The organism is uncultured Pseudoramibacter sp., from assembly GCF_903789625.1.
Taxonomy (GTDB): Bacteria; Bacillota; Clostridia; order Eubacteriales; family Eubacteriaceae; genus Pseudoramibacter; species Pseudoramibacter fermentans.
Genome location: NZ_CAIFFF010000007.1, coordinates 34,032 through 59,606 on the forward strand (window position 1 = coordinate 34,032; position 25,575 = coordinate 59,606).

The window sequence follows — 25,575 nt, forward strand, 5'->3', positions numbered from 1 at the left end:
GCGATGAAATGTCCGTTTTGTAATCATAATGGCAGCAAGGTAGTTGATTCCAGACCGGTTAACGATCAGACCATGATCCGCAGACGCCGCGAATGCGAAAAGTGTAAAAAACGCTTCACGACCTACGAACGAATTGAAAAGATTCCACTGATGGTGGTCAAACGAAACGGCCAGCGGGAATCCTACGACCGAAATAAAATTTACAGCGGCATCTTAAAGGCTTGTGAAAAGCGGCCGATTTCAGTCGAGCAGATTGAGGCCATGGTCGATCAAATCGAGAAACAGCTTTATCAGCTCGAGTATAAAGAAATTTCTTCTGTATATATCGGCGAAAGGGTTATGGAAGCCCTGAAGCCGGTCGATGAGGTGGCCTACGTGCGCTTTGCGTCTGTCTACCGACGTTTTAAAGATGCAGGCGCGTTTATTGAAGAACTCAACAAATTGATTAAGGAGTAAGGAAACAAATTGATTAAGGAGTAAGGATTGGCCAATAAGGTTCTAGATTCGAATCGCATTTACGAGGGTAAAATTTTAAATTTGCGGGTTGATTCGGTTGAACTTCCCGACGGCGGGCACACCAAGCGTGAAATCGTCGAGCACAAAAACGGCGTCGGCATTCTGCCGGTCGACCACGCGATGATGATTTTCGTGCAGCAGTACCGTGACGCGGTAGGGTCAGATTTGCTAGAAATTCCGGCAGGTCTTGTCGAAGCGGGCGAGGACCCGAAGGCGACCGCATCCCGTGAACTGCAGGAGGAAATCGGTCTCAAGCCGCTGAATTTAACGCCCTGTGGATTCGTTTATCCGACACCTGGCTGCTGCGATGAAAGAACGTATCTTTTTATCGCCAATCAATTTGAAGCCCACCGCCTCGAGGCGGATGACGATGAGTTTATTCATGTGGTCAGACTTCCGATCGAGACCGTTAGAAAAATGTACGATCATCACGAGTTTATCGACGCCAAGACGGTCAGCGCATTGGGCTATTATTTCTCACATCAGCATACAAACGAATAAAGTCAAGGGTGATTTTTTGCAGGCTTTGCAGGGAATCACTCTTTTGTATTTTTAAACCATTACAACAAGTTTAGGAAGGATTAACAGGAAAATCAAAATGGAAAATATTCAATTTTCAGGACACGACACAGTCGCATTGGCAGAACAGTACGGCACACCGCTGTACGTCATGAGTGAAGACATCATTCGTGACCGTATCGAGTCCGTTAAAAAAGCTTTTGAAGAAGCAGGCGCGGATTACGAAGTCAATTTCGCAGGAAAGGCATTTACCAATGTGGCGATGTGCAAAATCGTTGCCTCAGAAGGAATCGCGCTGGACGCGGTTTCAAAAGGGGAAATCATGACTGCTCAGGCAGCTGATTTTCCAATGGACCGTATCTGCTACCACGGCAATAACAAAAAAGTCAGCGAACTGAAATACGCGCTGGAAAACGGCGTCGGCCTCATCGTCGTCGACAGCGAAGACGAATTGAAAAAACTGATTCAAGTGACCGACGAACTGGATCAGGACGTCAATATCATGTTCCGCGTTTCGCCGGGCGTCGAAGCCCACACGCATGAGCTGATTCAAACCGGCACCCAGGACACGAAATTCGGCCTGCCCTACAGTCTGGCTAAGGATATTATTGTAAACGCCAATGCCCAGCCACACATTACAGTTGTCGGCATTCACTGCCATATCGGTTCTCAGATTGTCGACGAAGTGCCGTTTATCGCAGCAGCTGACAAGATGATCGCGCTGTATCAGGATATTCGAAATGAAGGCGTCGATCTGCGCGCTATTAATTTAGGCGGCGGCTTCGGCATCCCGTACCTTGAAGGGGATGAATACTTCGAAACCTTAAAATACATTCCGAAGTTGGTCGATCACGTCCGCAAAATCTGCGCGGACCGCGATGTACCGATGCCAAAGCTTATCGTCGAACCGGGACGCTTCTTGGTCTGTGAAGCAGGTGCGACGCTGTACACCATCGGCACTGTCAAGGAAATTCCTGGCGTGCGCAAATACATCAGCGTGGACGGCGGCATGAACGACAATCCGCGCCCGGCGCTGTACGGCGCGGAATACGAAGCGGTCGTTTGCAACGGCAAGGACTCCGAAAAACTGGAACCCTACCGCGTCAGCGGCCGTGCCTGCGAAACCGATACGTTAATCGATTCAGCGATGCTCAATCAGCCTCAGGTTGGCGATATTCTGATGGTGAAGAATACAGGTGCCTACAATTATTCAATGGCCAGCCGCTACAACCGTTATCCGATTCCGGCAGTTGTGCTGCTGTCGGGAGACCGCTCAGCGATCATGGTCGAACGGGAAAGCTACGAAGAACTCCTCAGCCACGACCGTGTACCGGATTGGTTGAAATAATCTTATAGGCTTGCGATGACGTACTCATCTAACTATTTTCTGTCGCTGCTGCTGAGTCTGCCGGGCATTCTCATCGCGATTACCTTTCACGAGGCGGCTCACGGCTATGCGGCGGAGGCGATGGGCGATGACACGCCAAGGCTTTCCGGACGGCTGTCCCTCAATCCCTTCCGGCACATTGACTGGATCGGCTTTCTGGCGATGATCTTCCTGCATTTCGGATGGGCCAAGCCGGTACCGATCAATCCGAATAACTTCACGGATCGAAAAAAAGGAATGATCCGCGTGGCGCTGTCTGGGTGTCTGACCAATCTGCTGCTTGGGTTCATCGGCTACGGCGTCTACTTGATTTGCCTGCCGCTCAACAACCTCGTGCTGTCTATTGTGCTGCAGTATATTTTCGAATACAACGTAGTTTTCGCGATCTTTAATTTGATCCCGATTCCGCCGCTGGACGGGTATCATATTTTGTACGAATTTTTGCCCTATCGCGGCAAAATGCGGTTGGAAGCGATGTCCCGGTATGGGTTTATCATTCTGTTGATTCTGATGTTTGCGGGTGTTTTCGGATGGGTGATCACACCGCTGTCCAACGGGGTGATTCGGCTTTACGATTTGATTCTTTCGCCCCTCGCGAAACTGATTGTGTCATGATGGCAAACGAGCCCATTCAATACGACGTCGGCGATTTCGAGGGACCGCTGGACCTGCTGCTGAGCCTCGTTCAAAGGCATCAGGTCGACATTTACGACGTCTCGATTTCAGAAATTATAGATCAGTATTTGGCGACGATTGAAAAATGGGAGCAGGACCGGATGGCAATTGCCAGCGAATTTATCGTGATGGCCTCGCGGCTGATCAAGATCAAATCCAGACGATTACTGCCGTCGACCAATCAAGAGAGCGAAGATGAGGTGGACGACGAGGCGGTTCTCATTCGCCAGCTGGCGGATTACAAGCAGATCAAGGCGGCCAGCCTGGTCATTGAGAAAAGATACGAACAAAAAAGCGGATCCGTTTATCGCGATCCGCTTTATTTGCCGGAATTATCACAAAAAAAATGGGATCCGGAGCTGAAAATCAAGCCTGAAAAGCTCGGAAGCACCTTTGCCCGCATGATGCGGCGCTATCAGGAAGCCCACACCTACAGGACGATACCACGGCCCGAACCGGATCGATATACTGTTGAACATCAAGAAGCCGTCATCACCCGTTCCTTAAAGGAACACGCTGAACTTACGTTTAGAAATGTGATTCAACATCATGAAGCCAGTGAAGTGACGACTTCTTTTTTTGCGGTATTGGAGCTCTACAAGAAAGGCCGCATTGAAATGGCGCAGCAGCGTAATTTCGGTGAGATGCAATTAAAGGAGAAGGAGTGCGATGGAGACAAAACCCAATAAACAGTCGGACGCAGTGTCCTTCGAGCCGGAGATTTTCGGCTGGTTGGAAGCGCTGCTTTTCGCGTCCGGCGATGGGCTGACGACGAGAGCATTGTCAAATGTCGTCGGGCTGAGCGAAAATGAAACGGAGGCCTACCTCAAGGCGCTGTCTGAATCTTACCAGAGTGTGCGCCATGGTCTTCGCTTGGTCCGCACGGCAGGCGTCTGGCAGCTGTCGACCAAGCCTTCACTGTATCCCGTTTTGACAAAATGGAAGCAGCTTGACAAAGGCCGCGGTCTGTCGCGCGCGGCCTTTGAAACCCTCGCGATTGTGGCCTACAAGCAGCCGGTGACTCGAGTTGACATTGAGGCGATTCGCGGGGTGGCGTCGTCCAGTTCAATTCACGTGTTGTTAGATCGGGAATTGATTGCGGAGGCGGGGCGCAAGGATGCGCCGGGCCGCCCTTTTTATTACAAGACGACACCGGCGTTTCTAAAGTCGCTCGATATTGAGGATTTGTCGGAGCTTCCCGATTTCGATTCGTTTAAACAGAAGGAACAGCAAAAGGATTCTGCAGCAGAGGACGAAAACTAATGAGATTACAAAAATACATGGCCCATTGCGGCGTCGCGTCGCGTCGGAAGGCGGAGCAGATGATTGCAGAAGGCCGCGTTCAGGTTAATGGCGAGGTCGTGACCTTTCCCGGCACTCAGGTGAGCGAGGCGGACGAGGTCAAAGTTGACGGTCAATCCATTGCGCCGGAGCAGCACGTCTACATCCTTTTGAACAAACCGAAGGGTGTGGTTTCGACTTCATCGGACCGCCATGCGGATCAGACGTTATTGGATTTGATTCATTTCAAGGAACGCCTTTATTCCGTCGGCAGGCTCGATAAAGAAACTTCGGGGTTGTTGATTTTAACCAACGACGGCGACTTGACTTTTCAATTGACGCACCCAAGCCGGCATGTCACTAAAACTTATCGGTGTACGGTGCGGGGGAAGGTAAGTGCGTATGAAGTGAAACAGCTTCGCGACGGCGTTTCGATTCCGATGGACGACGGCAGCCGGTATCAGACGCAAAGCGCTGAGGTCGAAGTTGTCAAGGAAAACCGCGGCTCAACGGTGCTGACGATCCGCATTTCGGAGGGTAAAAAACGCCAGGTTCGGAAAATGTGCGCGGAGGTCGGTCACCCGGTTATTCACCTTGAACGTAAGGCGATCGGCAGTTTGACCGATCCGTCGCTTAAACCTGGTCAGTGGCGCTATTTAACGAAAGAAGAAATTGAAAGGCTGAAGGCGGAACATTAAATGATTGAAACATTCAGACGCCAAACGGCGTTTATCAAGGCCTGCATTCAAGATGTGATTAAGCCCGGAGATTCAGCCATCGACGCGACTGTCGGCACAGGAGAAGACACGGTGTTTCTGGCTGAATGTGTCGGCAAGACGGGGCACGTTTACGGCTTTGATATTCAAAGGGCGGCGATTGAGGAAGCGAAGGCGCTGGCAGCGCAGCGCGGCGTCTCAGAACGGATCTCGTGGCTTTGCGACGGCCATGAGCACATGAATACTTATCCCGACATCGCACAAAACCCAAAAATTGGTGCGGTGACGTTTAATTTAGGCTATTGGCCCGATGGGGATCCTAGGGTGACGACGCAGCCTGAAACCACGCTTCAAGCCCTTGAGCAGAGCGCGGCGCTTTTGAGATCCGGCGGTATTTTGACTGTTTGCGCGTATTCCCACTTGACGGGACAGGCGGAAAAAGAGAAAATTGAAGCGTGGATTCAAAATTTGGGGCGCGGGTACGACGCCTACAGTTTTGAAGTGAAAAATCACCGAGAAGCCCCAACGGCTTTTATCGTCCTCAAAAAATAAGACAGGAAAATAATTTAAGATATTTATGAGTGAACAAGTCATTGTAATTGGCGGCGGCCCCGCCGGCATGATGGCGGCGTACACCGCCGCGTCGGGCGGCGACGATGTCATCCTCTGCGAAAAAAATGAAAAGCTGGGAAAAAAGCTGTACATCACCGGAAAAGGGCGGTGCAACCTGACCAATTTCTGTGATCAGGAAACTTTTTTGAAAAACGTTGTGCATCATCCGAGGTTTTTGTACTCGTCGATTTCTCGATTCGACCGTGAGGACTTGATGGATTTCGTCACGCGCTACGGCTGCAGGCTGAAGGTTGAGCGGGGACAGCGGGTTTTCCCGGAATCGGATAAATCGAGCGATGTCATTAAAGCTTTCAGAAAGGCACTGGAATCGGCGGGGGTCGAAGTTCGGCTGAACACGCCGGTGACATCGATTGTCACGCGGAAGGATGAAGCCGTCGGCGTCAAACTTGCGGACGGTACTGTGCTCGAAGGGGATAAAATCATTGCGGCAACCGGCGGACTCAGCTACCGTTCAACCGGCTCAGACGGCTGGGGACTGGACGCTGCAGAAAAGCTGGGACACAAGGTAACGCCGTGCCGGCCGTCTCTGGTTGGGCTTAAAACAAAAGAAACCTGGCCGGCTCAGGTTCAGGGCCTCGCCCTGAAAAACGTCGACGTGACGCTGACCCACAAGGGCAAGAAGATGCGGATGGAGCGGGGCGAGATGCTGTTGACCCATTTCGGCGTTTCAGGGCCTTTGATTTTGACCGATTCAGCTTATATGGACGACGCGCCGGAAACCTACCGTCTCATTTTAGATTTCAAACCGGCACTGTCGGATCAAAAGCTTGACCAGCGGATTCAACGGGAGATTAAGGCAAACGACCGCAAGCAGGTCGTGCATGCGCTGGCGTCCCTGCTTCCGAAAAAGCTGATGCCAATTGTGCTGGATTTAGCTGGGGTGGACAAGACAAAAACCGCCAATCAGATCACGAAGGCGGAGCGCCGAGCGATTGTCGATGCGCTGAAACGGCAGACCCTTCAGATCAGCGATTTCTTAGATATCAACACGGCAATCGTCACCTCCGGCGGCGTGAGCGTCAAAGAGATCGATCCCAAGACGATGGCGTCCAAACGGATCCGCCATCTGTATTTTGCGGGGGAAATGATCGATGTCGACGCGCTGACCGGCGGATTTAATATTCAAATTGCTGCGACGACGGGATTCGTGGCGGGAACAAGGAGTGAATAAAGTGCAAATTGCGATGGACGGACCTGCAGGCGCAGGAAAAAGTACAATTGCGAAACAAATAGCCAAGGCATTACACATCACCTATCTGGATACCGGGGCGATGTACCGCGCGATCACAAAGGGCGTGATCGACCACAAAATTGATTTTGCGGATCAAGAGGCCATTGCCCGGTACGCCGAGGGCGCAGTCATTGCATTCAGAGGGCAGCGGGTTTTTCTGGACGGTGAAGAAGTCACCGAAGCGATCCGCACGCCCGAGGTCAGCCAGCACACGAGCGATGTGGCGCCGATTCCAGCGGTGCGGAAAGTGCTCGTGCAGCAGCAGCGCAGAATAGCCGAAGGCACGGACGTCATCATGGACGGACGGGATATCGGCTCGGCGGTACTGCCCAACGCGGATTACAAATTTTATCTGGACGCGGCAGTGTCCGAAAGAGCGAAGCGCCGCTACGCTGAGTTAAAAGAAAAGGGCGGACTTGACGGGAAAACCATCGAGGATATCGAAGCCGACATTGCCAAACGGGATTACAACGACAGCCACAGGGCGGCCGATCCGCTGGTCTGCTGCGACGACGCCGTGCGCATCGACACGACGCACATGACGATTCCAGAGGTTGTGGCCTGTGTCATCGATCACGTCGAAGCCGGTAAGGCGAAATAACGGAGGGTGAGATGATTTATCGAATCGCACACGTTTTATTTAACATTGTCAATTTTTTCTGGCTTAATATCACCGTTGAAGGGGTGGAAAATGTGCCGAAGAACAGCCGGGCGGTGATTTGCCCAAATCACATGTACTGGTACGATCCGCTGCTCATTGACACGCTGCTCAAGCACCCGGTTAGGCCAGTCAATTTTATGGCAAAGGCGGAAATCTTTTCCAATAAATTCGTCAATTGGATACTCAAAGAGGTGCACGTTTTCCCAGTTGAACGCCACAAGGTGTCGATGACGACGCTGAGAACGGCGATGGGCATTTTAAACGACGACAAGCTTTTGGGGATCTTCCCCGAAGGGACGCGGGTCAAGCCGGGCCAAAAGGTCAAGCCGGCGGACGGCTTCATTTTCTTCGCGCTGAAGACCCATTCGCCGATTGTGCCGGTGCACATTCAAGGCAGCTACAAATTCCGCGGAAAAATCAAGGTGGTCTTCGGCAAACCCATCGAATTGACGGAATATTACGGCAAGCGTTTGACCGCAAAAGAAAACGAAGCCCTTGGGCAGCAGATTCTCGATCAAATCTACAGCCTGTGATGGATTTTATGGCTTGGTCTTAAAAAAATTAAGAAAAATAAAAAAAAAGATAGACAACGAGCATTTTATCAAATAAAATAATGGAGATAGTATATGAAGATCATTATAGCGGAGAAGGCTGGTTACTGTTTTGGGATTACCAACGCGATGAAGCTCGCAGATGATACACTGAAACAGAAAGACAATCAACCGATCTACTGTCTGGGCGATCTGTCTCACAACCGCCAGGAAATGAAACGCCTGGAACAACGGGGCATCATTAAGGTCGATCGAATTGAAGATATTCCAAAGGGAACTGTCATCATCCGGTCCCACGGTGTGAGTAAAGACGTCATTGATCAGGCGAAGGCCAAAAACTTAAAAATCGTCAATGCGACCTGTCCTTTTGTCGGGGCCATGCAGCACAAAGTGTATGACTACGACCGCAAGGGCTATCAGATCGTCATTGTCGGAGATGCCGCGCATCCGGAGGTCCAAGGGGCAGTCGGCTGGTGCGACGGACGGGCCATCGTGATCAATACGCCTGAAGAAGCGGAGGCTTTGCCTCACTTCGGGAAAATGTGTGTCGTGGCTCAGACAACAGCTATCGAATCGAAATTCAATGCCATCACATCGATTCTGCAGAAAAAAGCAGACGAATGTTTGATATTTAACACGATTTGTTCGGCGACCGCAGAACGCCAATCGGCTGCAGTTGAAACGGCAAAACGTGTGGAATATATGATTGTTGTGGGCGGCTACCACTCGTCAAATACGCGAAAGCTGTTTGAGGTCTGCAAGGCGCACTGCAGCAATACATGTCACATAGAGACAGCCGGAGAATTAAATCTCGCTGAGGTGAAAAAATACAACGTCATCGGTATAACAGCGGGAGCGTCCACGCCGGACTGGATCGTTAAGGAGGTAACGGAAAGAATGGAAGAAAACAAAACGGAAAACACACAAGTTCAGGATCAGGCAGTCGAAGAAACAGTTGATGAAAATGATTTTGCCGCAATGCTGGACCAGTCGCTGCAGGATAAGCCAATCCACAGAGGTTCAACAGTTGAAGGTGAAGTTATTGAGGTCACTGACGATGAAATCATCCTGAACATTAAATATAAAGCAGATGGTGTCATCAAAAAGAGTGATTATTCCTGGAAAGACGACATCGATCTGAAGGAAGAAGTCAAAAAGGGTGACATGATCAACGCAGTTGTCACCAACATGAACGACGACAACGGCGCAGTCAGACTGTCCAAGATTAAATACGACAATCAGAAGATTCAGCGTCAGCTCGAAGAAGCGTACAAAGACGAAACCGTCCTCGACGGCAAAATCAAGAGCGTTTCCGGCAGCGGCCTGATTGTCGATATCGGATTCACTGACATCTTTATGCCAGCTTCTCAGTACAGCGTCCGCTATATCAAGGATTTAAATACCCTGGTCGGCAAAGAAGTCCGCGGTAAAATCATTGACTACAACGCAAGACGCCGCCGTGCAATTTTCTCACAGCGTGTCATCCTCGAAAAGGAAATGAAAGAACGCCAGAAGGAACAGCGCGCAAGAAAAGAAGAACGCTACAACGAAATTCAGATGGACGATGTCGTAACCGGTAAGGTCAAGACGATCACCAACTTTGGGATCTTCATCGATTTAGACGGGATCGACGGATTTGTTCACCGCTCAGATTTAACCTGGTCTCGCGCTAACGAACCGAAGAACCTGGTCGAAAAGGGACAGGAAATCGAAGCGAAGGTCATCCAGAAGAATGACGAAGAAAAGAAGATCAAATTAAGCGTCAAGGCCCTTCAGCCAAAACCGTGGGATACCTTTGTCGAACAGTACAAAGAAGGGGACATTGTCGAAGTCAAAATCACCAATGTTCTGGATTTCGGTGCATTTGCTGAAATCATTCCAGGTGTTGAAGGCTTGATTCACATTTCTGAAATTTCTTACCGCCGTGTTGAATCAGTTGCATCTGAATTGACACCAGGCGACGTGGTCAAGGTGAAGATTATCGGCATCAACCGCGAAAAGGAAAAGATCAGCCTGAGTATCAAAGCAACTCAGAAAGCACCGGAACGTGCTCAGAGACGTCACCGCAAGAGCGGCGAAGGCTTCCAGGGCCGCCAAGGCGGACGCAAGCCGCGTAAACGTCAGCCGCAGCACAACACCACCGTATATGAAGACAACGCGAACTTCACATTGGGTGATTCCTTCGGCGATCTGCTGGGTAAACTTGATTTCGGCGACGCTGAAACTGAAGAAACCAAAGACGACGAAGAATAATTCACGTCATTTTGAGCTCCTATTTCAAATAGGGGCTCTTTTTTTGATTCTGAAACGCTGAACACGACGACGATTAAACGTTCTAATTTACGGTATTTCAGCCTGCGGATACTTTTCGGAGTATCTGCAGGCTTTTTCTATTGGCAGACCGCGAAAATGCGAGTATAATAAGAAAAACGTTATCATCAAAAGCGACGGCACAGCAGCATTGAAATAAGGAGAAGAAAATGTTAGCGAAAATATTCAGCTGCGGTCTTTTAGGGGTAGAGGGCGTGATCGTGACGGTGGAGGTGGATTTAAATTACGGTCTGCCGGGTTTCATTGTCGTCGGTCTGCCGGATGCGGGTGTCAAGGAATCCCGAGATCGGGTGTTCTCTGCGATTAAAAACAATGGGTACGCCTATCCGGACAAGAAAGTGACTGTCAATTTGGCGCCGGCTGATCTTAAAAAAGAAGGGCCGTCTTACGATCTGCCCATTGCCATCGGGCTGCTCGCGGCCTCCAATCAGCTGGAAGGGGATTTTTCGGACACGCTGTTTTTCGGCGAGCTGTCCCTCAATGGCGATCTGCGGCCGGTCCGGGGTGTGCTGCCGATGGTGCTGGCGGCCAAACGCGAGGGCTTTAAAAAGGTCGTGCTGCCTCAGGCGAATAAAACCGAGGGCGCAGTGGTGGATGGCATGGACATTCTGCCGGCCGATAACCTCAAGCAGGTGATCGATCACTTAAAGGGCAAGGCACCGATTGCGCCTTACCAGATTGACTCTCAGGCGCTGCTCAACGAGGGCCAGGCGTCGTACCGCGTCGATTTTTCGGAGATCAAGGGTCAGGACAACGCGAAACGCGCCCTCGAAATCGCGGCGGCAGGCGGCCACAATGTGTTAATGAGCGGCCCACCGGGCAGCGGGAAGAGCATGCTGGCCAAGGCTTTTCCGTCGATTCTGCCGGCGTTGACGTTAAGTGAGGCCCTCGAAATCACGAAGATCTATTCGATTGCGGGACTGCTAAAAGACAATATTATGACCCACCGGCCGTTCAGGTCACCCCACCACACGTTGTCCAATGTCGCCATTGTCGGCGGTGGGTCGGTGCCGAAACCGGGTGAAGTGTCGCTGGCGCACCTCGGCGTGCTGTTTCTCGACGAGCTGCCTGAATTTCAGAAGACGGCCCTCGAAGTGCTCAGACAGCCGATGGAAGATCACGAGGTGACGATTTCCAGAGTCAACGCGACGCTGACTTATCCAGCGTCCTTCATGCTGATCGCGAGCATGAATCCCTGCCCCTGCGGGTATTACGGCGATCCGACCCACAAATGCACGTGTACGAAGAACGAAATCAGGCGCTACAACAGCCGCATTTCCGGCCCGCTGCTGGACCGCATCGACATCAGAGTTGAGGTGCCGGCGGTGGACATCAAGGAGCTCGAGAGTCGGGCGCCTGGGGAATCCTCAAAGTGCATCCGCAAGCGGGTCAACCTAGCGCGGGAAATCCAAAATGAGCGCTTTCAAAACGACGAGGGGATTTACTTCAACGCGCAGCTGGAACCCCATCTCATTGACCGCTATTGCGTGTTGGACCGGGAAGGCCAGGATTTTATCGAGATGATTTACGACAAGCTCAAGCTCTCCGGGCGGGGCTACCACCGCATTTTAAAGCTGGCCCGAACGATCGCCGATTTGGACGGCGCGGAGCAGATCGGATTGATTCACCTGTCAGAGGCGACGTCCTACCGTTCAGGGCAGTAGCTTAGTGAAGGAGGACGGCATGGACAACGCGACGATTTACGATATTTGGCTTTCATCGATCACAAACGTGTCGAATATCAAGAAAAACACACTGCTGACGGTTTTTAAAACCGCGGAGCAGATTTATACGGCGTCCGCGTCAGATATTCGGGCGACGGGTTTACTTCGCGAAAAGGACATTCAAAAAATCGAGGATCAGAAAAGCTTGGCGCTGACGGAACGAGCCGTGCGATTTATCGAAAAAAATAAGATTGTCTGCATCCCGAAAAAAAGTCCCCATTATCCGAGGCGGCTTGAAAAAATATACAATCCGCCGGTGATGCTCTACGCGTTGGGAAACGTCGGGCTTACTGAACGGGATTTGACCATTGGCATGGTCGGGTCAAGAAAATCAAGCCCTGGAGCGATGAAAACGGCGCGGCAGTTCGGCAGGCGGTTTTCCGAAATAGGCATGACGGTGATTTCCGGCATGGCGGACGGGGTCGACAGCGCTGCGGCCGAGGGCGCCCTTGACGGCATCGGCTCGACGGTGGCCGTTTTCGGTTCCGGCATTGACGTCTGTTATCCGGCGGGCAACCGCGAACTTTACGAGCGCATCCGGGAGAAAGGGCTGCTATTGAGCGAGTTTTTCATCGGGCAGCCGCCGAAATCCGGACATTTTCCACTGCGCAACCGGATCATCGCGGGTCTCTCCGACGGTGTCGTCGTGGTCGAGGCGCGGCTTAAAAGTGGGGCGTTAATCACCGCGGATCACGCCCTCGAGCAGGGCAAGACGGTTTACGCGATGCCCCAGAGCATCGGGATAAAATCTGCGGAAGGCTCTAACCAGCTGCTCAAGGAAGGGGCCAAGCTTGTCACGGAGCCGAAGGATGTGCTCGAGGATTTTGTCGAGTTAAAGGCTGTTAAAAAAACAAAGCCTGCGCCGTCTGAGGACCCTCAGAAATCGGCGCAGGCTGAAAAACAATTGTCGTTATCGGAAGACGAAAAAGCGGTATTAGACGCAGTAATAAAGGGCGTAGATACCGTTGACGGGCTGGTCCAGAGACTGGACACGCCCATCGCGAAGCTCAACGCGGTGTTAATGATGATGGAGCTCAAACACCTCGTGAAGGTTTCCTACGGCCAAATTACACTTTTAATTTAATATTTTTATTGCTGGCCGTTCTGTGCTTCTAAGATGGCGTCGAGGATGCAGTGGGCCACCTGGGACTTCGGCATCAGCGGCAGGGCAACGTTGCCGTTTTTGGTGATCAGGGTGACCACGTTGGTGTCGCCCTGAAAACCAGCGCCGCTCACCCGCAGATTGTTGGCGACGACCATGTCGATTTTTTTCTTTTCCAGCTTTTTCCGGCTGTTTTCAATTAAATTTTCCGTTTCCATCGAAAAGCCGCAGATAAACTGGTGGGCCTTTTTGATTTCGCCCAAACGCTTTAAAATATCGGTCGTGCGCTTTAATTCAATGGCTGGGACGCCCTTGTCTTTTTTAATTTTTTCGGCAGCCATCGTTTTTGGCGTGTAGTCGGCGACCGCAGCGGCTTTGATAATGACGTCTTGTTCCGGTGCGGCGGAGAGCACGGCCTCAGCCATGTCCTCGGCAGACTGAATGGAAACAAAATTGACAAAGGGCACGGGCTTTAAGGACGTCGGCCCAGAAACAAGGGTGACCTCCGCGCCGCGCAGCATCGCGTCGTAGGCGATGGCGTAGCCCATTTTTCCGCTGGAATGGTTGGTGATGTAGCGCACCGGGTCGATGGCTTCATGAGTCGGACCGGCGGTGATTAAAATCTTTTTCCCAGTCAAATCCTTTTCGTAGGCGATTTCGTGGTAGATATAATCCAAAAGCACGTCAGGCTGCGGGAGCTTGCCGGCACCGTTGTCCTTGCAGGCGAGAATACCGGAATCCGGCGTAATGACGTGCCAGCCGTAGTCCTTCAGAACACTGAGGTTGTGCTGGACGATCGGGTTGTTGTACATCGCGGTATTCATCGCCGGCGCGATATATTTGGGACAGGTACAAGCCAGAGCGGTTGTGGTCAGCATGTCGTCGGCGAGGCCGTAGGCCAGTTTCGCGATGATGTCGGCGGTAGCCGGTGCGATGAATAGAATATCCGCCTTTTTGGCCAGCGCGACGTGTGCGACGTTATATTGAATTGTCTTATCAAAAGTATCTGTGATACAATTATTTCCAGTCAGCGTGGAAAAGGTCATCGGCTGGATGATTTCGGTGGCGTTCGGCGTCATGATGACATGAACGTCACATTTCTGTTTAGCCAGGGCCGACGCGACATCGGCCATTTTGTAGGCGGCGATGCTCGCAGAAACGCCGAGAATCACCGTACGATTTTCTAAATTCATGTTGCCCTTTCTCCAATATTTTGGCATTATTCATTTTTCAGTATTATAGCAAAAAGGCGGGGCGTATACAAGATTGGCACGGTGAATCCGCATTGAGAGGAGGTTTTGGGCATGTACACATTAATACGCAGCAGCCGAAAAACCATCGCGCTGAAGGTTTTGAAGGACGGCACGCTGCAGGTCAAGGCACCTCGGCAGGTCAGTCAGAGCGAAATCGAGCGTTTTATAGAAGAAAAATCAGATTGGATTGCGAAACGGACCGCACAGATCAAATCAGCCGAAGATTTTGAAATTTCAGACGGTTCTTGGCTTCGGGTGCTCGGTGTCGATATTCCGGTTTTGGCTGTGCCGGACGGCCGGTTTGAATTTAAACGCGCCGTGAAGCTGGACCATTCTGTCATTACGATTCCATCCGGCGCCGATCCCAAAACCGTTAAGCGGGGGATCGTCAACATTTATAGGAAGCTGGCAGAGGACATCATTCTTCAGCGGGTTGCCTGGTATGAGGCGGTGATGGATCTGCATCCAACCAAGGTCCGGATCAATAACGCGGCCAGCCGGTGGGGCTCCTGCTCGTCAAAGAAGAGCATCAATTTTTCATGGCGGCTGGTTATGGCGGACGGCAAGGCCATAGATTCTGTCGTGATTCACGAGCTGGCGCACATTAAGTATATGAACCACTCGAAGGCATTTTGGAACCTGGTCGAACAATATTGTCCTGATTACAGAATACAGCGGAAAAAACTCAATCGACTGTCTGAAAAATTGATGGCCGAAAATTGGGATGTGTAAAAAAAACATGAAAATGACAAATTCAATTTGCATTTTTACTCATCCTATCATATAATACCTTGTATACACGATGAAAATATTACAAGAAAAGCCGATTGTGCCTCTGTTTTTTCGAAAAATAACCGAAACTAAACAGAAATCGCTCGGTTGTAATGAAAATTCTTGAAAATATAACGTGTATTTTTATGTATGTGATTAAATAAATATAAATCTGAAAGGAAGACTTATGTACGATTGTGATTTATCTTTTTTGGGATTAGACGGAAAAAAAGCACTCGTGAATGCGAAAGCATCAGTGTTGACGGAAAAGGCACTCTCCCGCGGTGAAGGGCATTTGTCCGATACCGGCGCCATCGTCGTCAACACTGGCAAATACACTGGGCGTTCGCCTAAGGACCGTTTCATCGTCGACGATGAAGTCAGCCACGATAAGGTTGCCTGGGGTCCTATTAACATGCCCTTTGACGAAGATAAATTTGAAGCTTTATACAAAAAGATGACGGCTTACGTCGGCACCTTGGATGAAGTTTACGTCTTTAATGGATACGCCGGCGCTGACAAGGATTATCAGCTGCCGATTCGCGTCGTGAATCAGTACGCGAGCCAGAACCTTTTTGTTGAAAATTTGTTCATCGAACCGAAGGACGATGAAGAATCTAAAGCCATCGATCCGCAGTTTACCGTGATCGCGGTTCCAGGATTTCATTGTGATCCGGCGGTTGACGGCACCCACAGCGAAGCGGCGATCATCATCAGCTTCAAAAAGCGCGTCGTTTTGATCGCGGGCTCCCGCTACTGCGGAGAAATCAAAAAATCGATTTTCTCTGTCATGAATTTCCTGCTGCCGCAGAAGGATGTTTTGACCATGCACTGTTCGGCCAATATGGACGACGACGGCCGGACCGCATTGTTCTTCGGCCTTTCCGGTACGGGCAAAACGACGCTGTCCGCCAATCCTGAACGCGGTCTGATCGGCGATGACGAACACGGCTGGAGCGACAATGGCATTTTCAACTTTGAAGGCGGATGCTTTGCAAAATGTATCGACCTCGAAGAAGAAAGTGAACCTGAAATCTATCACGCCATCCGTTTTGGTACAGTCGTCGAAAACGTTGTGCTGGACGAAAACGGCAAACCGGATTACAGCGACGACAAATACACACAGAACACCCGTGCGGGCTATCAGCTCAGCTATATTCCAAACGCGGTGATTCCGAGTATCGGCGGCCATCCGAACACGATCATTTTCTTGACAGCTGACGCCTTTGGGGTTTTGCCTCCGGTCGCAAAACTCAACAAATATCAGGCGATGTTCCACTTCGTTTCTGGCTATACCAGCAAACTCGCTGGAACGGAACGCGGCGTCACTGAACCGCAGACGACATTCTCCACCTGCTTCGGCGAACCCTTTATGCCATTGCCGGCATCCCGTTACGCTGAACTTTTAGGCGAAAAAATCGATAAATATCACTGCAATGTTTACTTGGTCAATACTGGCTGGTCCGGCGGCCCTTACGGCGTTGGCAGCCGTTTCAAGCTGAAATACACCCGCGCGATCGTTTCCGCAGCGACGGCAGGGAAGCTGGAAGACATTCCGACGGTTCACGACGATTTGTTTAATATCGAAATTCCGACGAGCTGCCCGGGCGTGCCTTCAGAACTTTTGATGCCGAAGAACACATGGGAAGACAAGGAAGCCTACGACAAGACCGCCAAGGATTTGGCTGCTCATTTCGTCGAAAACTTCAAGAAATACGACACCATGCCGCAGGAAATCATCGACGCAGGTCCGAATGTCAAGTAATTGAATCGCTTTTTCCAAAGGCCGGATATCCCCAGACGGGGTTGTCCGGTCTTTTTCTTTAAATAAAACTGAAGCGCCTTGACAATCAGAATCAGAATGTTTATACTAACATCGAAATTTAGGTAAAACCAAACTAATTTTTGAGATGGTTCGATGTTTGATAGGAGCGAGTATGGCATGTAGAAGGCAAGATTTAATTCAGGCATTGGGTCATTTAATGACACTGGGAACCCATTGCAACGACGCGGTGAAGGATGAGTGTCGGACGATGCTCACGCAGCGCCAAGTCGAGTGCCTGCACATTATTGATGAGCGTCAGAACATTACTTTTTCTGATTTGGCGCATACTTTTAGTTTATCGAAACCGACCATCACGGAAATGATCGACAAATTGTCGGATCAAGGCTGTGTGGTCAGGGAGAAAAGCCAGCAGGACAGGCGGGTCTCTTACATCCGGCTGACCGAAAAGGGTGAAGCAGCCGCGCGCTGCGAACAACGCGGAAAAATGCAGCTGATTTATCATATTGAAGCCAGCCTGACGGACGATGAGATCGATCTGCTGATTTCACTGCTGCAAAAAGTGCATTAACATAAAACAGGAGGCGATTATATGGCCACAGAAGGAAAAATCCCAATGAAAGCACCGGTTATTCCAATTACGGAGACCGTTATATTTCCGGGTATCAAGAACCGGATTTATGTCAATGAAACCATTGGCAACAACATTAAACAGTACATGGGTGATGCGAACACGCTGGCTGTCGGCTTGACGACAAAGGGCAACATTCCCTACGAAGAATTAAACGACTCGTCTTTTTACCGCATCGGCGTGCTTTTTCAATTCAACCGCATTGAAGAAGCGAATAACGGCGGTTACGTCATCGAAATCTTTACGCTTAGACGCGTTGAAGTTTTAAGCGTTGCCGACACACCGGATCATCAGCTGATCGCGGAATACGAAGAATATCCCGAATGGGAAGACATGACCGAAGCCGACGACGAAGAAATGACGGCTTACATTAAAAATCTGTGCAGCGAATTTTCTGAAAACTTCAAAGGCGCAGATTATTTTATGAAGGTGTTGAACCGTCAGCAGCACGTCCAGCAGATCATGGGCTACCTGGTGCCGATGATGAGCATGTCCATTCCGGAAAAGCAGGCGCTTTTGGAAATCAACTCTCAGAAACGCCGCGCGCTCAAATTCATCGACTACTTGATTAAAGAAAAGGATTCCGTACACCTGCAGCTGGAAATCAGCAAGAAGTACGCCAGAGAAAAGGATAAGAACTACCGCAACGCCATGCTCAGAGAACAGCTTCACAATATTGAAGCAGAGCTTGGAGAAGACGACGGCGACGAATCCCAGAGCTACCGTGAACGGGTTGAAGCGTCCGACATGCCGGAAGACGTCAAAAAAGTCGCGATGCGGGAAGTGAAAAAACTCGAAGCGGTGCCGCAGGGATCCTCAGAAATGTCGATCATCATGAACTACCTCGATCTGCTTCTGGATCTGCCGTGGACCTGTGAACCGCAGCAGATCGATATCGAAGAAGCTAAGCGCGTCCTCGACGAAGACCACTACGGCCTCGAAAAGGTCAAGGAACGAATCATCGAACATTTGGCCGTCATGAAAATGAAAAACGACAACCAGGGGACCATTTTACTCCTTGTCGGTCCTCCGGGAACTGGGAAGACGAGTCTTGGCCGATCCATTGCGAGAGCTCTCGGCCGCGAATACGTCCGCGCCAGCCTCGGCGGCGTTCGAGACGAATCTGAAATTAGAGGGCACCGCCGGACTTATATCGGCGCACTGCCAGGCCGCATCATTAAAGGCATCCGAGACGCCAAAACGATGAACCCGGTTTTCGTCCTCGACGAAATCGACAAGCTCGGTATTTCCGCTCAGGGCGATCCGTCAGCGGCTCTGCTCGAAGTGCTCGACCCGGAACAGAACAATACCTTCTCCGATCACTATCTGGAAGTGCCCTATGACCTGTCCAATGTCTTCTTTATCTGCACGGCTAACGACGCCTCCCGCATTCCGGGGCCATTGCTTGACCGGGCTGAAATCATTGAGCTTTCGTCCTACACTAATACGGAAAAGCTGCATATCGCACAGGAACATTTGGTTGCAAAGGTCATCGAAGAAAACGGCCTGAAACCGGAACAGTTGAGCATTTCAAAGGAAGCGATCAGCCGCATCATTGAAGATTACACGGCAGAAGCCGGCGTCAGAGGGCTGACCAAACAGCTCGCGAAAATCGCTCGGATGACCGCTGAAAAAATCGTCACTGGTAGCGCTGAAAGCGTTTCGATCGATGCCGACGACGTCGAAAAGTGGCTCGGGCGCAAAAAACGTTATCACGAAAAGGTCAGAGCGCACAACGCGCCAGGCGTTGTGACGGGGATGGCCTGGACGGCGGTCGGCGGGGAAATCCTGTTCACCGAAGCGACGTTCATGCCGGGGTCCGGACGCTTGATCATGACGGGCCAGCTCGGCGACGTCATGAAGGAATCGGCGACCATCGCGATGAGCTTGATCCGCTCGCGTTTCAGCGAAGAAGCGACGGGATTCGATTATTCGAAATTTGACACCCACATTCACGTGCCGGAAGGCGCGACGCCGAAGGATGGACCGAGTGCCGGTGTGACAATCACCACCGCGCTGGCATCCTTGATTCTCGGCAAATCTGTGGACAGCCATCTGTCGATGACCGGCGAAATCACGTTGTCCGGCAATGTGCTTCCTGTGGGCGGCATCAAGGAAAAGGTCATCGCGGCGCAGCGCGCGGGCGTAAAGAAAATCATCCTGCCCCTTGAAAACAAGGAAGATCTCGAAGATGTGCCGAAGAAAGTCACCGACGAGCTGACCTTTGTCTACGCGGAAACGATCGACGATGTGCTGAAGGAAGCCCTCGGTGTCGAAATGCCGAAATACCAGATTCACACCAATATTCAGTTGGACCCACAGAAAAAAGAACAGACAGACTTATCAGTTATTCTCTAATTTGGTTTGATCTAAATACAAAAGGGATTCGGTTAATCGCCGAATCCCAATTTTTTTGAAATGCCCTTGCATTTTGCAAAAGGTTTTGATACCATAAGAAAAGTAATTTTTGCGCTCGTAGCTCAGGTGGATAGAGCAATGGTCTCCGAAGCCATGTGTCGGCCGTTCGAATCGGCTCGAGCGCACCATTTAAAAAGATAAGCCGTTTGATAGATAAAATTATCAAACGGCTTTTTTGTGTAAATTTTTAGGTATATTGGACGTTTTGCGCTTCAGGTGAAAATTGGCGGTCCAGCTGCGATTCGATCGCGGAGAGATCAGCCTTGATCCCGGAAAGGGGCAGGTGGGCGTAAGGATCGCCTTTGGCGAGCAGGGCGTAGCATTTTTCCTTGGCTGTGTTTAAATCGTGCATCGCGGCGAGTAAATCGGGAGGGCAGCCGATGCCGAGGAAGCGGCAGTGCCCGATGCGGGAGACGATATTGGGGTAGTCGGGGCTGTCGGGGGTGACGTGTGACAGCGCCTGCCTGTAATAATGAATCGCCTTTTCGCTGTTTTGTTTAACGTAACGGCCGTCCCGGTACATGTCACCGAGCTTGTACAGCGCGCAGTGGTCGCCGTTTTCTGCGGCTAGGCTGAATGCGTGAAAGGCCTTTTCGTAATCGACCGGGATGTTACGCCCGTAATAATGGCAGTAGCCGAGGTAGAGGCGACCGCCGTCCTCGCCTTGGTCGGCGGCGCGTTCGAACCATTTACGGGCCGTCGTGTAATCCTGATCGACGGTAAAGCCCTCGTAGTAGAGCCGCCCCGCGAGATACATGGCCTGGGCGCTGTCGGCCTCTGCTGCGGCCAAAATATCGCTTTTCAGCGCTTCCTTTTCATTTTGACTCATTGTTCTCCGGTCACAGCTTTCAAAGCGCGATTTAAGGGATTCTGGCATATTTATTCCCCGATAATCTTGATCAGGGCGTGTTTGTCCCGTTTGCCGTCAAATTCGAAGTAGAAAATCTGTTCCCAGGTGCCGAAGTCGAGACGGCCGTCTGTCACGGCGACGACGACCTCCCGCCCCATGATGGTCCGTTTCAGGTGGGCGTCGCCGTTGTCTTCAAAGCCGTTGTGGTGGTAGCGGCTGTAGGGCTTTTCCGGCGCTAATTTTTCTAGCCAGTTTTCAAAATCCTGATGAAGCCCCGGTTCGTCGTCGTTGATGAAGACGCTGGAGGTGATGTTCATCGCGTTGACAAGGATCAAGCCTTCCTTGATGCCGCTTTCTTCGAGGGCTTCCTCGACGTCCGGCGTGATGTTGACCAGCCCTCTACGGGTATTAAAATGAAAATGTAATTCTTTGCGGTAGGATTTCATTATTACGCTCCTTATTTTTATTAAATTATTCAACTCTCTGCATTATAACACAGGACGTAAAGCGGTTCACGGCACTGCATTGCCCAAAAAAAAGCCCTGTGTTATGATAATTTAAAATAAGATACGGTAACGATCAAAATTTAAATAAGTAAAAGGAAAACAGATGCGCAAAGAAGAAGAAATTCAACGGATGCTGGCGGGAAAATTGTTTTCGCCGGCAGGTCTAGGCAGAGACGAGTGGAAGCGGGTTCACGCGGCTCAAAAGGCCTTTAACGATGCTGACGATTCAACGCTTAGGGATGACTGCCAGGCGATGACGGCACTAAAAAAATGCTTTGGGGCGGCGCCGGACGACTTAAAGCTTACGCCGCCGGTGTATTTCGATCAGGGCGTTCACGTGTTTTTCGGCGAGCATTTTTACGCGAACACGGATTTGACAATTTTGGATGAAAATGAAGTCCGCTTCGGGGATCACGTCATGCTCGGGCCCCACGTCAGCATCTACGCGGTGAGTCACCCAATCGATCCGGAAATTCGCGGCACCGATTTGGAAATTTCAGCGCCGGTCACCATCGGCGACAACGTTTGGATCGGCGGCAATGTGGTCATCAACTGCGGCGTCACCATTGGCGAGGGCAGTGTGATCGGCTCTGGCTCAGTCGTCACCCACGCGATACCGGCCCGCGTCGTCGCGGCCGGCAATCCCTGTCGGGTGATCCGGGAAATCGGCGAAGCCGATCGAAAACTCTGGGAGGCTGAATATGAAGACTACCGGCGGCAATTTAAAGCGTCATCTGAAAAACACGATAGATGAGGCGGATATGGACGCGATGATCCAGCAGATGATGGATCAGGCGCAGAAAAAATACGATGAACTGAAAATATTAAATGTCATGGTGCTCGGGAAGACCGGCGTGGGCAAGAGTACGTTAATCAACAATATGTTCAGCGCGCATTTAGCCGAGACCGGTGTGGGCAAACCGGTCACGAAAGAAATTCAAAAATTCGAAAAGCCGGGGCTTCCGCTGGCCATTTACGACACGCCGGGGCTGGAGCTCGACGGCAGCAACGCGCTAGAGCAGCTGCTCGAGGATGTGACGGCGATTATCAAATCGGGCAGAAAGAGCGGCGACGTCAATCAAATGGTCCACTGTTTGTGGTACTGCATCTCTACGCCGTCCCATCGTTTTGAAAGCGCAGAGATCGAATTTCTGCGGCGCGTTTCAGCTCAATCCGGGACCGGGATTCCGGTGATCGTCGTGTTGACTCAGTCCTATTCCAAGCGTGATGCAGAGACGATGCGGGAGACCGTCGAGGCAGAGAAGCTGGGCGTCGTCGACGTGGTGCCGGTGCTGGCAGAGCCCTTTGTGATCGATGAGGCGTTTCCAGCCATTCTGCCTTATGGGCTCGATTCGCTGGCGGAGGTGACCTATCGGGTCATCCCGGAGGAGGTTCGGGAGGCTTTCGTCGTGGTGGGAAAGGATCTGGCACTCAAGAAGAAGCGGGCGCGCCGTCTCGTGGCGACGGCATCGGCGACAGCGGCAGGCATCGGCGCGGTGCCCATTCCCGGGCAGGATGCGGCGATTTTGATCCCGGAGCAGATTTCGATGCTGGCAGGTATCACGGTGATCTACGGCATGGATTTTCACAAGTCAGACGTGATTGCCGTCATCGGACCGCTTCTGGCGACGATCACTGGCCGGACGATCGTGGCGGAGCTGCCGAAGCTCATTCCGGGAGCGGGGACAGCCGCAGGCAGCGTCATTTCCGCGGCAACCGCAGCCTCGCTGACCTCAGCCCTTGGCGAAACCACCATCATCATTTTAGAAAAAATGGCAAAGGGTGAAATCCATCCCGAAGATTTGAAAAATAAGAAGGGCGTTAAAGCGATCAAAAAAATTTTTTTCGATCAGCTCAAGCAGTTCAAGCGCTAAATTAAAAACCCAATGAAAAGCAAATTTTCATTGGGTTTTTGCGATTTACGGATTGGGAAAGAGTTTGCCGAAAATCCAGTGGGTCAGCGGCGCGGCGAAGAACATATTCCAGAAAAACGCCATCGGCAGGTTCTTGATCACGGTGCCGACCCAGATCGCCGGCAGATTAATCGGGTTGGCGTGGGCGAGGATCAGATTAAATAAAATCGAAGCGATGAGACTCATCGTCGGGCACATGATCGAGACCGTACCGGCCTGGCGCATGATGCGGCAGAAATACGGGTTGTCCTTGGCAGGATCCGTATGCCGTTTGGCGAAGGCGGCGCCGATGCGATTGCCCCAAAGGCTCGAGGTAATGAAGACGAAGGCGCCCATGTAAGAGGCTTCAATGGCGGCATCAACAAAGACGTGGTTGGTCATCGTGCTGAAGCCGCCGACATTAAGATTAAAACCTTGTTTAATGGCGACGTTGTACACCTCCATGCCGTAGGCCATGATATACGACATCAATAATCCGAAAACGATCCCTTGTTTTTTTGTTCTTTGCATTAAAAATACAGTCCTTTCAATTTAATAAAAATCAACAGCAAACAGTTAATTGAGTGCGGCTTTCGGCTCACTTTGGCCGATGGGCGCGACGCGGTGCGATACGGTCCGCTTGAGTAAAAGCAGCGCTACGACGGCAGCGGTGGCTTCGGCAATCGGGAACGCCCAAAAGACAGCGGTCGTCGGCAGAGACAGGCGGCTGAAAATCCACGCCAGCGGCAGCGGGATGACGAGCAGCCTTAATAATGAGACAATCAGGGAGGAATTGCCAGCTTCCAACCCTTGGAAGACGCCCTGCAGCGCGATGCTGACGCCGGCGAAAACAAAGCCGATGCTGATGATGTGCATGGCGCTGACACAGAGAGATTCAGTTACCTGGGTCAAGCCGAAGATCTGTGCGAGGGGATGGGCGAAAATCTGCAGAATGGCCGTCCCGATGAGCATGACGACGACGGTGTCAATTAATCCCCAGCGGATGCACTGCACAATGCGCTTTTTCAAACGCGCCCCGTAATTGTAGGCGGTCAGCGGCGTGATTGCGTCCCGCAGGCCAAATCCAGCGAAGAAAACAAATTGCTGGATTTTGTAGAAGATGCCGTAGGCCGTGACGATCTGCTGAGAAATCGTGCCAAAGATGATGTTGATCCCGTAGGTCATAAAGCTCATCAGCGCCTGCATGACGATGGCGGAAAAGCCGATCTGATAAATGCCGCGGATGGTTTTGACACGGGGCTTCAAGAATTTAATCCCCATTTTAATTTCCCGGTTCTTCGTCAGCTGGAAGACGAAGGCCAGCGCAAGAGAGATAATTTGGCCGATGATCGTCGCGTACGCTGCGCCGGCGATGCCCATGGCCGGGCAGCCGAGCAGACCGTAAATCATAATCGGGTCAAGCACAATGTTGGTCAACGCGCCGGTGATCTGCGCCGTTGTGGACAGGACGGTTTTGCCCGTCGACTGCAGCAGCTTTTCAAAAATGCCGTAGAGGACGTTGCCGAAGCAGAACAGGGTGCAGATTTTTAGGTAGCGGGTGCCCATGTTCAACACGACAGGGTCGGAGGTCTGGGTTCTCAGGTAGGCGTGGGAACCGAAGAAGCCGAAAACCATAAAAACGGCCGTAATGACGATGCCGAGGAAGATGCCGTTGCCCGCCGTCCGCGAGACTCCCTTTTCGTTCTTCTGCCCCAGCTGGCGCGAAAGCATGGCGCCGACGCCGACACCGGTACCGATGCCAAAGGCGACGATCAGCATTTGAACAGGGAAGGCGAGGGTCAAGGCGTTGACGGCGAGCTCTCCAGCGTGGACCACACCGCCGCTGTCAGGCATTCTCGCGACAAACATGCTGTCGACGATGTTGTACATCGCTTGCAGTACCATCGACAAAATAATCGGAAGTCCCATCGACAGCATTAGCCTGTCGATGCGTTCAGTGCCCATTTTATTCTCTTTCATAGCGGTTACCTTCTTTCTTTGATTTCATTTTGTAATAAAAAAGAGCAAAATAAAAAAGCAGACAACACGGAGTTGTCTGCCAACGGAGTTACGTCTACCAGCGATTGATTATGATGTTCTTACGTTATTTTATCTAATTGAATGCGTTTGTGCAAATGAATTTT

General features: G+C 51.2%; 25 protein-coding genes and 1 tRNA gene. 21 read left to right on the plus strand and 5 right to left on the minus strand.

Translation table 11 applies throughout. The features are described 5' to 3' along the window. Positions 1–3: 3 nt before the first annotated feature. The 14 genes from nrdR (at position 4) to dprA (ending at position 13,309) form a co-directional block, all read left to right on the plus strand. Positions 4–456 (plus strand): transcriptional regulator NrdR, encoded by a 453-nt coding sequence (gene nrdR / locus QZX60_RS05490; protein ID WP_154575436.1) that lies wholly within the window; start codon positions 4–6, stop codon positions 454–456. 27 nt (positions 457–483) lie between these two features. Then, positions 484–1,017, plus strand: a complete 534-nt coding sequence (locus QZX60_RS05495; RefSeq protein WP_295362169.1) for an NUDIX hydrolase — start codon at positions 484–486, stop codon at positions 1,015–1,017. Between the two features lie 97 nt (positions 1,018–1,114). Then, on the plus strand, positions 1,115–2,383 hold the full coding sequence (gene lysA / locus QZX60_RS05500) for a diaminopimelate decarboxylase (RefSeq protein WP_295362171.1): 1,269 nt from the start codon (positions 1,115–1,117) through the stop codon (positions 2,381–2,383). Positions 2,384–2,398: 15 nt separating this feature from the next. After that, positions 2,399–3,037, plus strand: coding sequence for a site-2 protease family protein (locus tag QZX60_RS05505; RefSeq protein ID WP_295362172.1), 639 nt, complete (start codon positions 2,399–2,401; stop codon positions 3,035–3,037). Next, entirely contained in the window at positions 3,034–3,786 is a 753-nt protein-coding gene (locus QZX60_RS05510) for a ScpA family protein (protein ID WP_295362174.1), read from the plus strand. The genes QZX60_RS05505 and QZX60_RS05510 overlap by 4 nt, the downstream gene beginning before the upstream one ends. Then, positions 3,767–4,360, plus strand: coding sequence for an SMC-Scp complex subunit ScpB (gene scpB / locus QZX60_RS05515; RefSeq protein ID WP_295362176.1), 594 nt, complete (start codon positions 3,767–3,769; stop codon positions 4,358–4,360). Before QZX60_RS05510 ends, scpB begins: the two co-directional genes overlap by 20 nt. Continuing rightward, entirely contained in the window at positions 4,360–5,076 is a 717-nt protein-coding gene (locus tag QZX60_RS05520; RefSeq protein ID WP_295362178.1) for a pseudouridine synthase, read from the plus strand. The genes scpB and QZX60_RS05520 overlap by 1 nt, the downstream gene beginning before the upstream one ends. Then, complete coding sequence (locus QZX60_RS05525; protein WP_295362180.1) at positions 5,077–5,646, plus strand: class I SAM-dependent methyltransferase; 570 nt, start codon at positions 5,077–5,079, stop codon at positions 5,644–5,646. Between the two features lie 25 nt (positions 5,647–5,671). Further along, on the plus strand, positions 5,672–6,898 hold the full coding sequence (locus tag QZX60_RS05530) for an NAD(P)/FAD-dependent oxidoreductase (protein ID WP_295362182.1): 1,227 nt from the start codon (positions 5,672–5,674) through the stop codon (positions 6,896–6,898). Position 6,899: 1 nt separating this feature from the next. Further along, entirely contained in the window at positions 6,900–7,559 is a 660-nt protein-coding gene (gene cmk, locus QZX60_RS05535) for a (d)CMP kinase (protein ID WP_295362184.1), read from the plus strand. Positions 7,560–7,570: 11 nt separating this feature from the next. Continuing rightward, entirely contained in the window at positions 7,571–8,152 is a 582-nt protein-coding gene (locus tag QZX60_RS05540; protein WP_295362186.1) for a 1-acyl-sn-glycerol-3-phosphate acyltransferase, read from the plus strand. Between the two features lie 93 nt (positions 8,153–8,245). Beyond that, positions 8,246–10,423, plus strand: a complete 2,178-nt coding sequence (locus QZX60_RS05545; RefSeq protein ID WP_295362188.1) for a bifunctional 4-hydroxy-3-methylbut-2-enyl diphosphate reductase/30S ribosomal protein S1 — start codon at positions 8,246–8,248, stop codon at positions 10,421–10,423. 227 nt (positions 10,424–10,650) lie between these two features. Beyond that, the gene (locus tag QZX60_RS05550; RefSeq protein ID WP_295362190.1) at positions 10,651–12,165 is read left to right on the plus strand and encodes a YifB family Mg chelatase-like AAA ATPase; all 1,515 of its coding nucleotides are present in this window, start codon (positions 10,651–10,653) and stop codon (positions 12,163–12,165) included. 19 nt (positions 12,166–12,184) lie between these two features. Then, the gene (gene dprA / locus QZX60_RS05555) at positions 12,185–13,309 is read left to right on the plus strand and encodes a DNA-processing protein DprA (RefSeq protein ID WP_295362192.1); all 1,125 of its coding nucleotides are present in this window, start codon (positions 12,185–12,187) and stop codon (positions 13,307–13,309) included. A gap of 5 nt (positions 13,310–13,314) precedes the next feature. On the opposite strand, the gene coaBC is transcribed toward dprA, so the two are convergent. Then, on the minus strand, positions 13,315–14,520 hold the full coding sequence (gene coaBC / locus QZX60_RS05560) for a bifunctional phosphopantothenoylcysteine decarboxylase/phosphopantothenate--cysteine ligase CoaBC (RefSeq protein ID WP_295362194.1): 1,206 nt from the start codon (positions 14,518–14,520) through the stop codon (positions 13,315–13,317). A 111-nt stretch (positions 14,521–14,631) separates the two neighbouring features. On the opposite strand from coaBC, the gene QZX60_RS05565 reads away from it, so the two are divergent. From QZX60_RS05565 to QZX60_RS05585, 5 genes are all read left to right on the plus strand, one after another. Beyond that, complete coding sequence (locus tag QZX60_RS05565; protein ID WP_295362196.1) at positions 14,632–15,312, plus strand: M48 family metallopeptidase; 681 nt, start codon at positions 14,632–14,634, stop codon at positions 15,310–15,312. Positions 15,313–15,538: 226 nt separating this feature from the next. Beyond that, positions 15,539–17,116 carry a phosphoenolpyruvate carboxykinase (ATP) gene (gene pckA / locus QZX60_RS05570; RefSeq protein ID WP_295362197.1) on the plus strand — a complete coding sequence of 526 codons (1,578 nt, stop codon included), beginning with the start codon at positions 15,539–15,541 and terminating at the stop codon, positions 17,114–17,116. Positions 17,117–17,288: 172 nt separating this feature from the next. Continuing rightward, positions 17,289–17,705: a MarR family winged helix-turn-helix transcriptional regulator gene (locus tag QZX60_RS05575; protein ID WP_295362199.1), complete on the plus strand. Its 417-nt coding sequence runs from the start codon at positions 17,289–17,291 to the stop codon at positions 17,703–17,705. 21 nt (positions 17,706–17,726) lie between these two features. Next, on the plus strand, positions 17,727–20,123 hold the full coding sequence (gene lon, locus QZX60_RS05580) for an endopeptidase La (RefSeq protein WP_295362201.1): 2,397 nt from the start codon (positions 17,727–17,729) through the stop codon (positions 20,121–20,123). Positions 20,124–20,234: 111 nt separating this feature from the next. Continuing rightward, positions 20,235–20,311 (plus strand) — tRNA-Arg (locus tag QZX60_RS05585). 59 nt (positions 20,312–20,370) lie between these two features. On the opposite strand, the gene QZX60_RS05590 is transcribed toward QZX60_RS05585, so the two are convergent. Next, positions 20,371–21,012, minus strand: a complete 642-nt coding sequence (locus QZX60_RS05590) for a tetratricopeptide repeat protein (RefSeq protein ID WP_295362203.1) — start codon at positions 21,010–21,012, stop codon at positions 20,371–20,373. Positions 21,013–21,062: 50 nt separating this feature from the next. Next, positions 21,063–21,479: a secondary thiamine-phosphate synthase enzyme YjbQ gene (locus tag QZX60_RS05595; RefSeq protein WP_295362205.1), complete on the minus strand. Its 417-nt coding sequence runs from the start codon at positions 21,477–21,479 to the stop codon at positions 21,063–21,065. A 163-nt stretch (positions 21,480–21,642) separates the two neighbouring features. On the opposite strand from QZX60_RS05595, the gene QZX60_RS05600 reads away from it, so the two are divergent. Together QZX60_RS05600 and QZX60_RS05605 are read left to right on the plus strand one after the other, a co-directional pair. Next, positions 21,643–22,293, plus strand: a complete 651-nt coding sequence (locus tag QZX60_RS05600) for a sugar O-acetyltransferase (protein ID WP_295362207.1) — start codon at positions 21,643–21,645, stop codon at positions 22,291–22,293. After that, on the plus strand, positions 22,241–23,413 hold the full coding sequence (locus QZX60_RS05605) for a GTPase family protein (RefSeq protein ID WP_295362208.1): 1,173 nt from the start codon (positions 22,241–22,243) through the stop codon (positions 23,411–23,413). The genes QZX60_RS05600 and QZX60_RS05605 overlap by 53 nt, the downstream gene beginning before the upstream one ends. Positions 23,414–23,458: 45 nt before the next feature. Here QZX60_RS05605 and QZX60_RS05610 read toward each other — a convergent pair whose 3' ends face one another. Together QZX60_RS05610 and QZX60_RS05615 are read right to left on the minus strand one after the other, a co-directional pair. Further along, positions 23,459–23,920 (minus strand): hypothetical protein, encoded by a 462-nt coding sequence (locus QZX60_RS05610; protein ID WP_295362211.1) that lies wholly within the window; start codon positions 23,918–23,920, stop codon positions 23,459–23,461. Positions 23,921–24,007: 87 nt separating this feature from the next. Beyond that, positions 24,008–25,411, minus strand: a complete 1,404-nt coding sequence (locus QZX60_RS05615; RefSeq protein WP_295362213.1) for an MATE family efflux transporter — start codon at positions 25,409–25,411, stop codon at positions 24,008–24,010. Between the last annotated feature and the right edge of the window lie 164 nt (positions 25,412–25,575).

Bases quoted from the DNA above. Each gene is read 5' to 3' on its own strand.
- QZX60_RS05590 (WP_295362203.1), bottom strand. From the start codon at position 21,012: ATGAGTCAAAATGAAAAGGAAGCGCTGAAAAGCGATATTTTGGCCGCA.
- QZX60_RS05615 (WP_295362213.1), bottom strand. From the start codon at position 25,411: ATGAAAGAGAATAAAATGGGCACTGAACGCATCGACAGGCTAATGCTG.
- pckA (WP_295362197.1), top strand. From the start codon at position 15,539: ATGTACGATTGTGATTTATCTTTTTTGGGATTAGACGGAAAAAAAGCA.
- QZX60_RS05605 (WP_295362208.1), top strand. From the start codon at position 22,241: ATGAAGACTACCGGCGGCAATTTAAAGCGTCATCTGAAAAACACGATA.
- lysA (WP_295362171.1), top strand. From the start codon at position 1,115: ATGGAAAATATTCAATTTTCAGGACACGACACAGTCGCATTGGCAGAA.
- QZX60_RS05540 (WP_295362186.1), top strand. From the start codon at position 7,571: ATGATTTATCGAATCGCACACGTTTTATTTAACATTGTCAATTTTTTC.
- nrdR (WP_154575436.1), top strand. From the start codon at position 4: ATGAAATGTCCGTTTTGTAATCATAATGGCAGCAAGGTAGTTGATTCC.
- QZX60_RS05565 (WP_295362196.1), top strand. From the start codon at position 14,632: ATGTACACATTAATACGCAGCAGCCGAAAAACCATCGCGCTGAAGGTT.
- coaBC (WP_295362194.1), bottom strand. From the start codon at position 14,520: ATGAATTTAGAAAATCGTACGGTGATTCTCGGCGTTTCTGCGAGCATC.
- QZX60_RS05525 (WP_295362180.1), top strand. From the start codon at position 5,077: ATGATTGAAACATTCAGACGCCAAACGGCGTTTATCAAGGCCTGCATT.
- QZX60_RS05550 (WP_295362190.1), top strand. From the start codon at position 10,651: ATGTTAGCGAAAATATTCAGCTGCGGTCTTTTAGGGGTAGAGGGCGTG.
- QZX60_RS05575 (WP_295362199.1), top strand. From the start codon at position 17,289: ATGGCATGTAGAAGGCAAGATTTAATTCAGGCATTGGGTCATTTAATG.
- QZX60_RS05505 (WP_295362172.1), top strand. From the start codon at position 2,399: ATGACGTACTCATCTAACTATTTTCTGTCGCTGCTGCTGAGTCTGCCG.
- QZX60_RS05595 (WP_295362205.1), bottom strand. From the start codon at position 21,479: ATGAAATCCTACCGCAAAGAATTACATTTTCATTTTAATACCCGTAGA.
- QZX60_RS05530 (WP_295362182.1), top strand. From the start codon at position 5,672: ATGAGTGAACAAGTCATTGTAATTGGCGGCGGCCCCGCCGGCATGATG.
- QZX60_RS05600 (WP_295362207.1), top strand. From the start codon at position 21,643: ATGCGCAAAGAAGAAGAAATTCAACGGATGCTGGCGGGAAAATTGTTT.
- dprA (WP_295362192.1), top strand. From the start codon at position 12,185: ATGGACAACGCGACGATTTACGATATTTGGCTTTCATCGATCACAAAC.
- scpB (WP_295362176.1), top strand. From the start codon at position 3,767: ATGGAGACAAAACCCAATAAACAGTCGGACGCAGTGTCCTTCGAGCCG.
- QZX60_RS05545 (WP_295362188.1), top strand. From the start codon at position 8,246: ATGAAGATCATTATAGCGGAGAAGGCTGGTTACTGTTTTGGGATTACC.
- lon (WP_295362201.1), top strand. From the start codon at position 17,727: ATGGCCACAGAAGGAAAAATCCCAATGAAAGCACCGGTTATTCCAATT.
- QZX60_RS05520 (WP_295362178.1), top strand. From the start codon at position 4,360: ATGAGATTACAAAAATACATGGCCCATTGCGGCGTCGCGTCGCGTCGG.
- QZX60_RS05610 (WP_295362211.1), bottom strand. From the start codon at position 23,920: ATGTCGTATATCATGGCCTACGGCATGGAGGTGTACAACGTCGCCATT.
- QZX60_RS05510 (WP_295362174.1), top strand. From the start codon at position 3,034: ATGATGGCAAACGAGCCCATTCAATACGACGTCGGCGATTTCGAGGGA.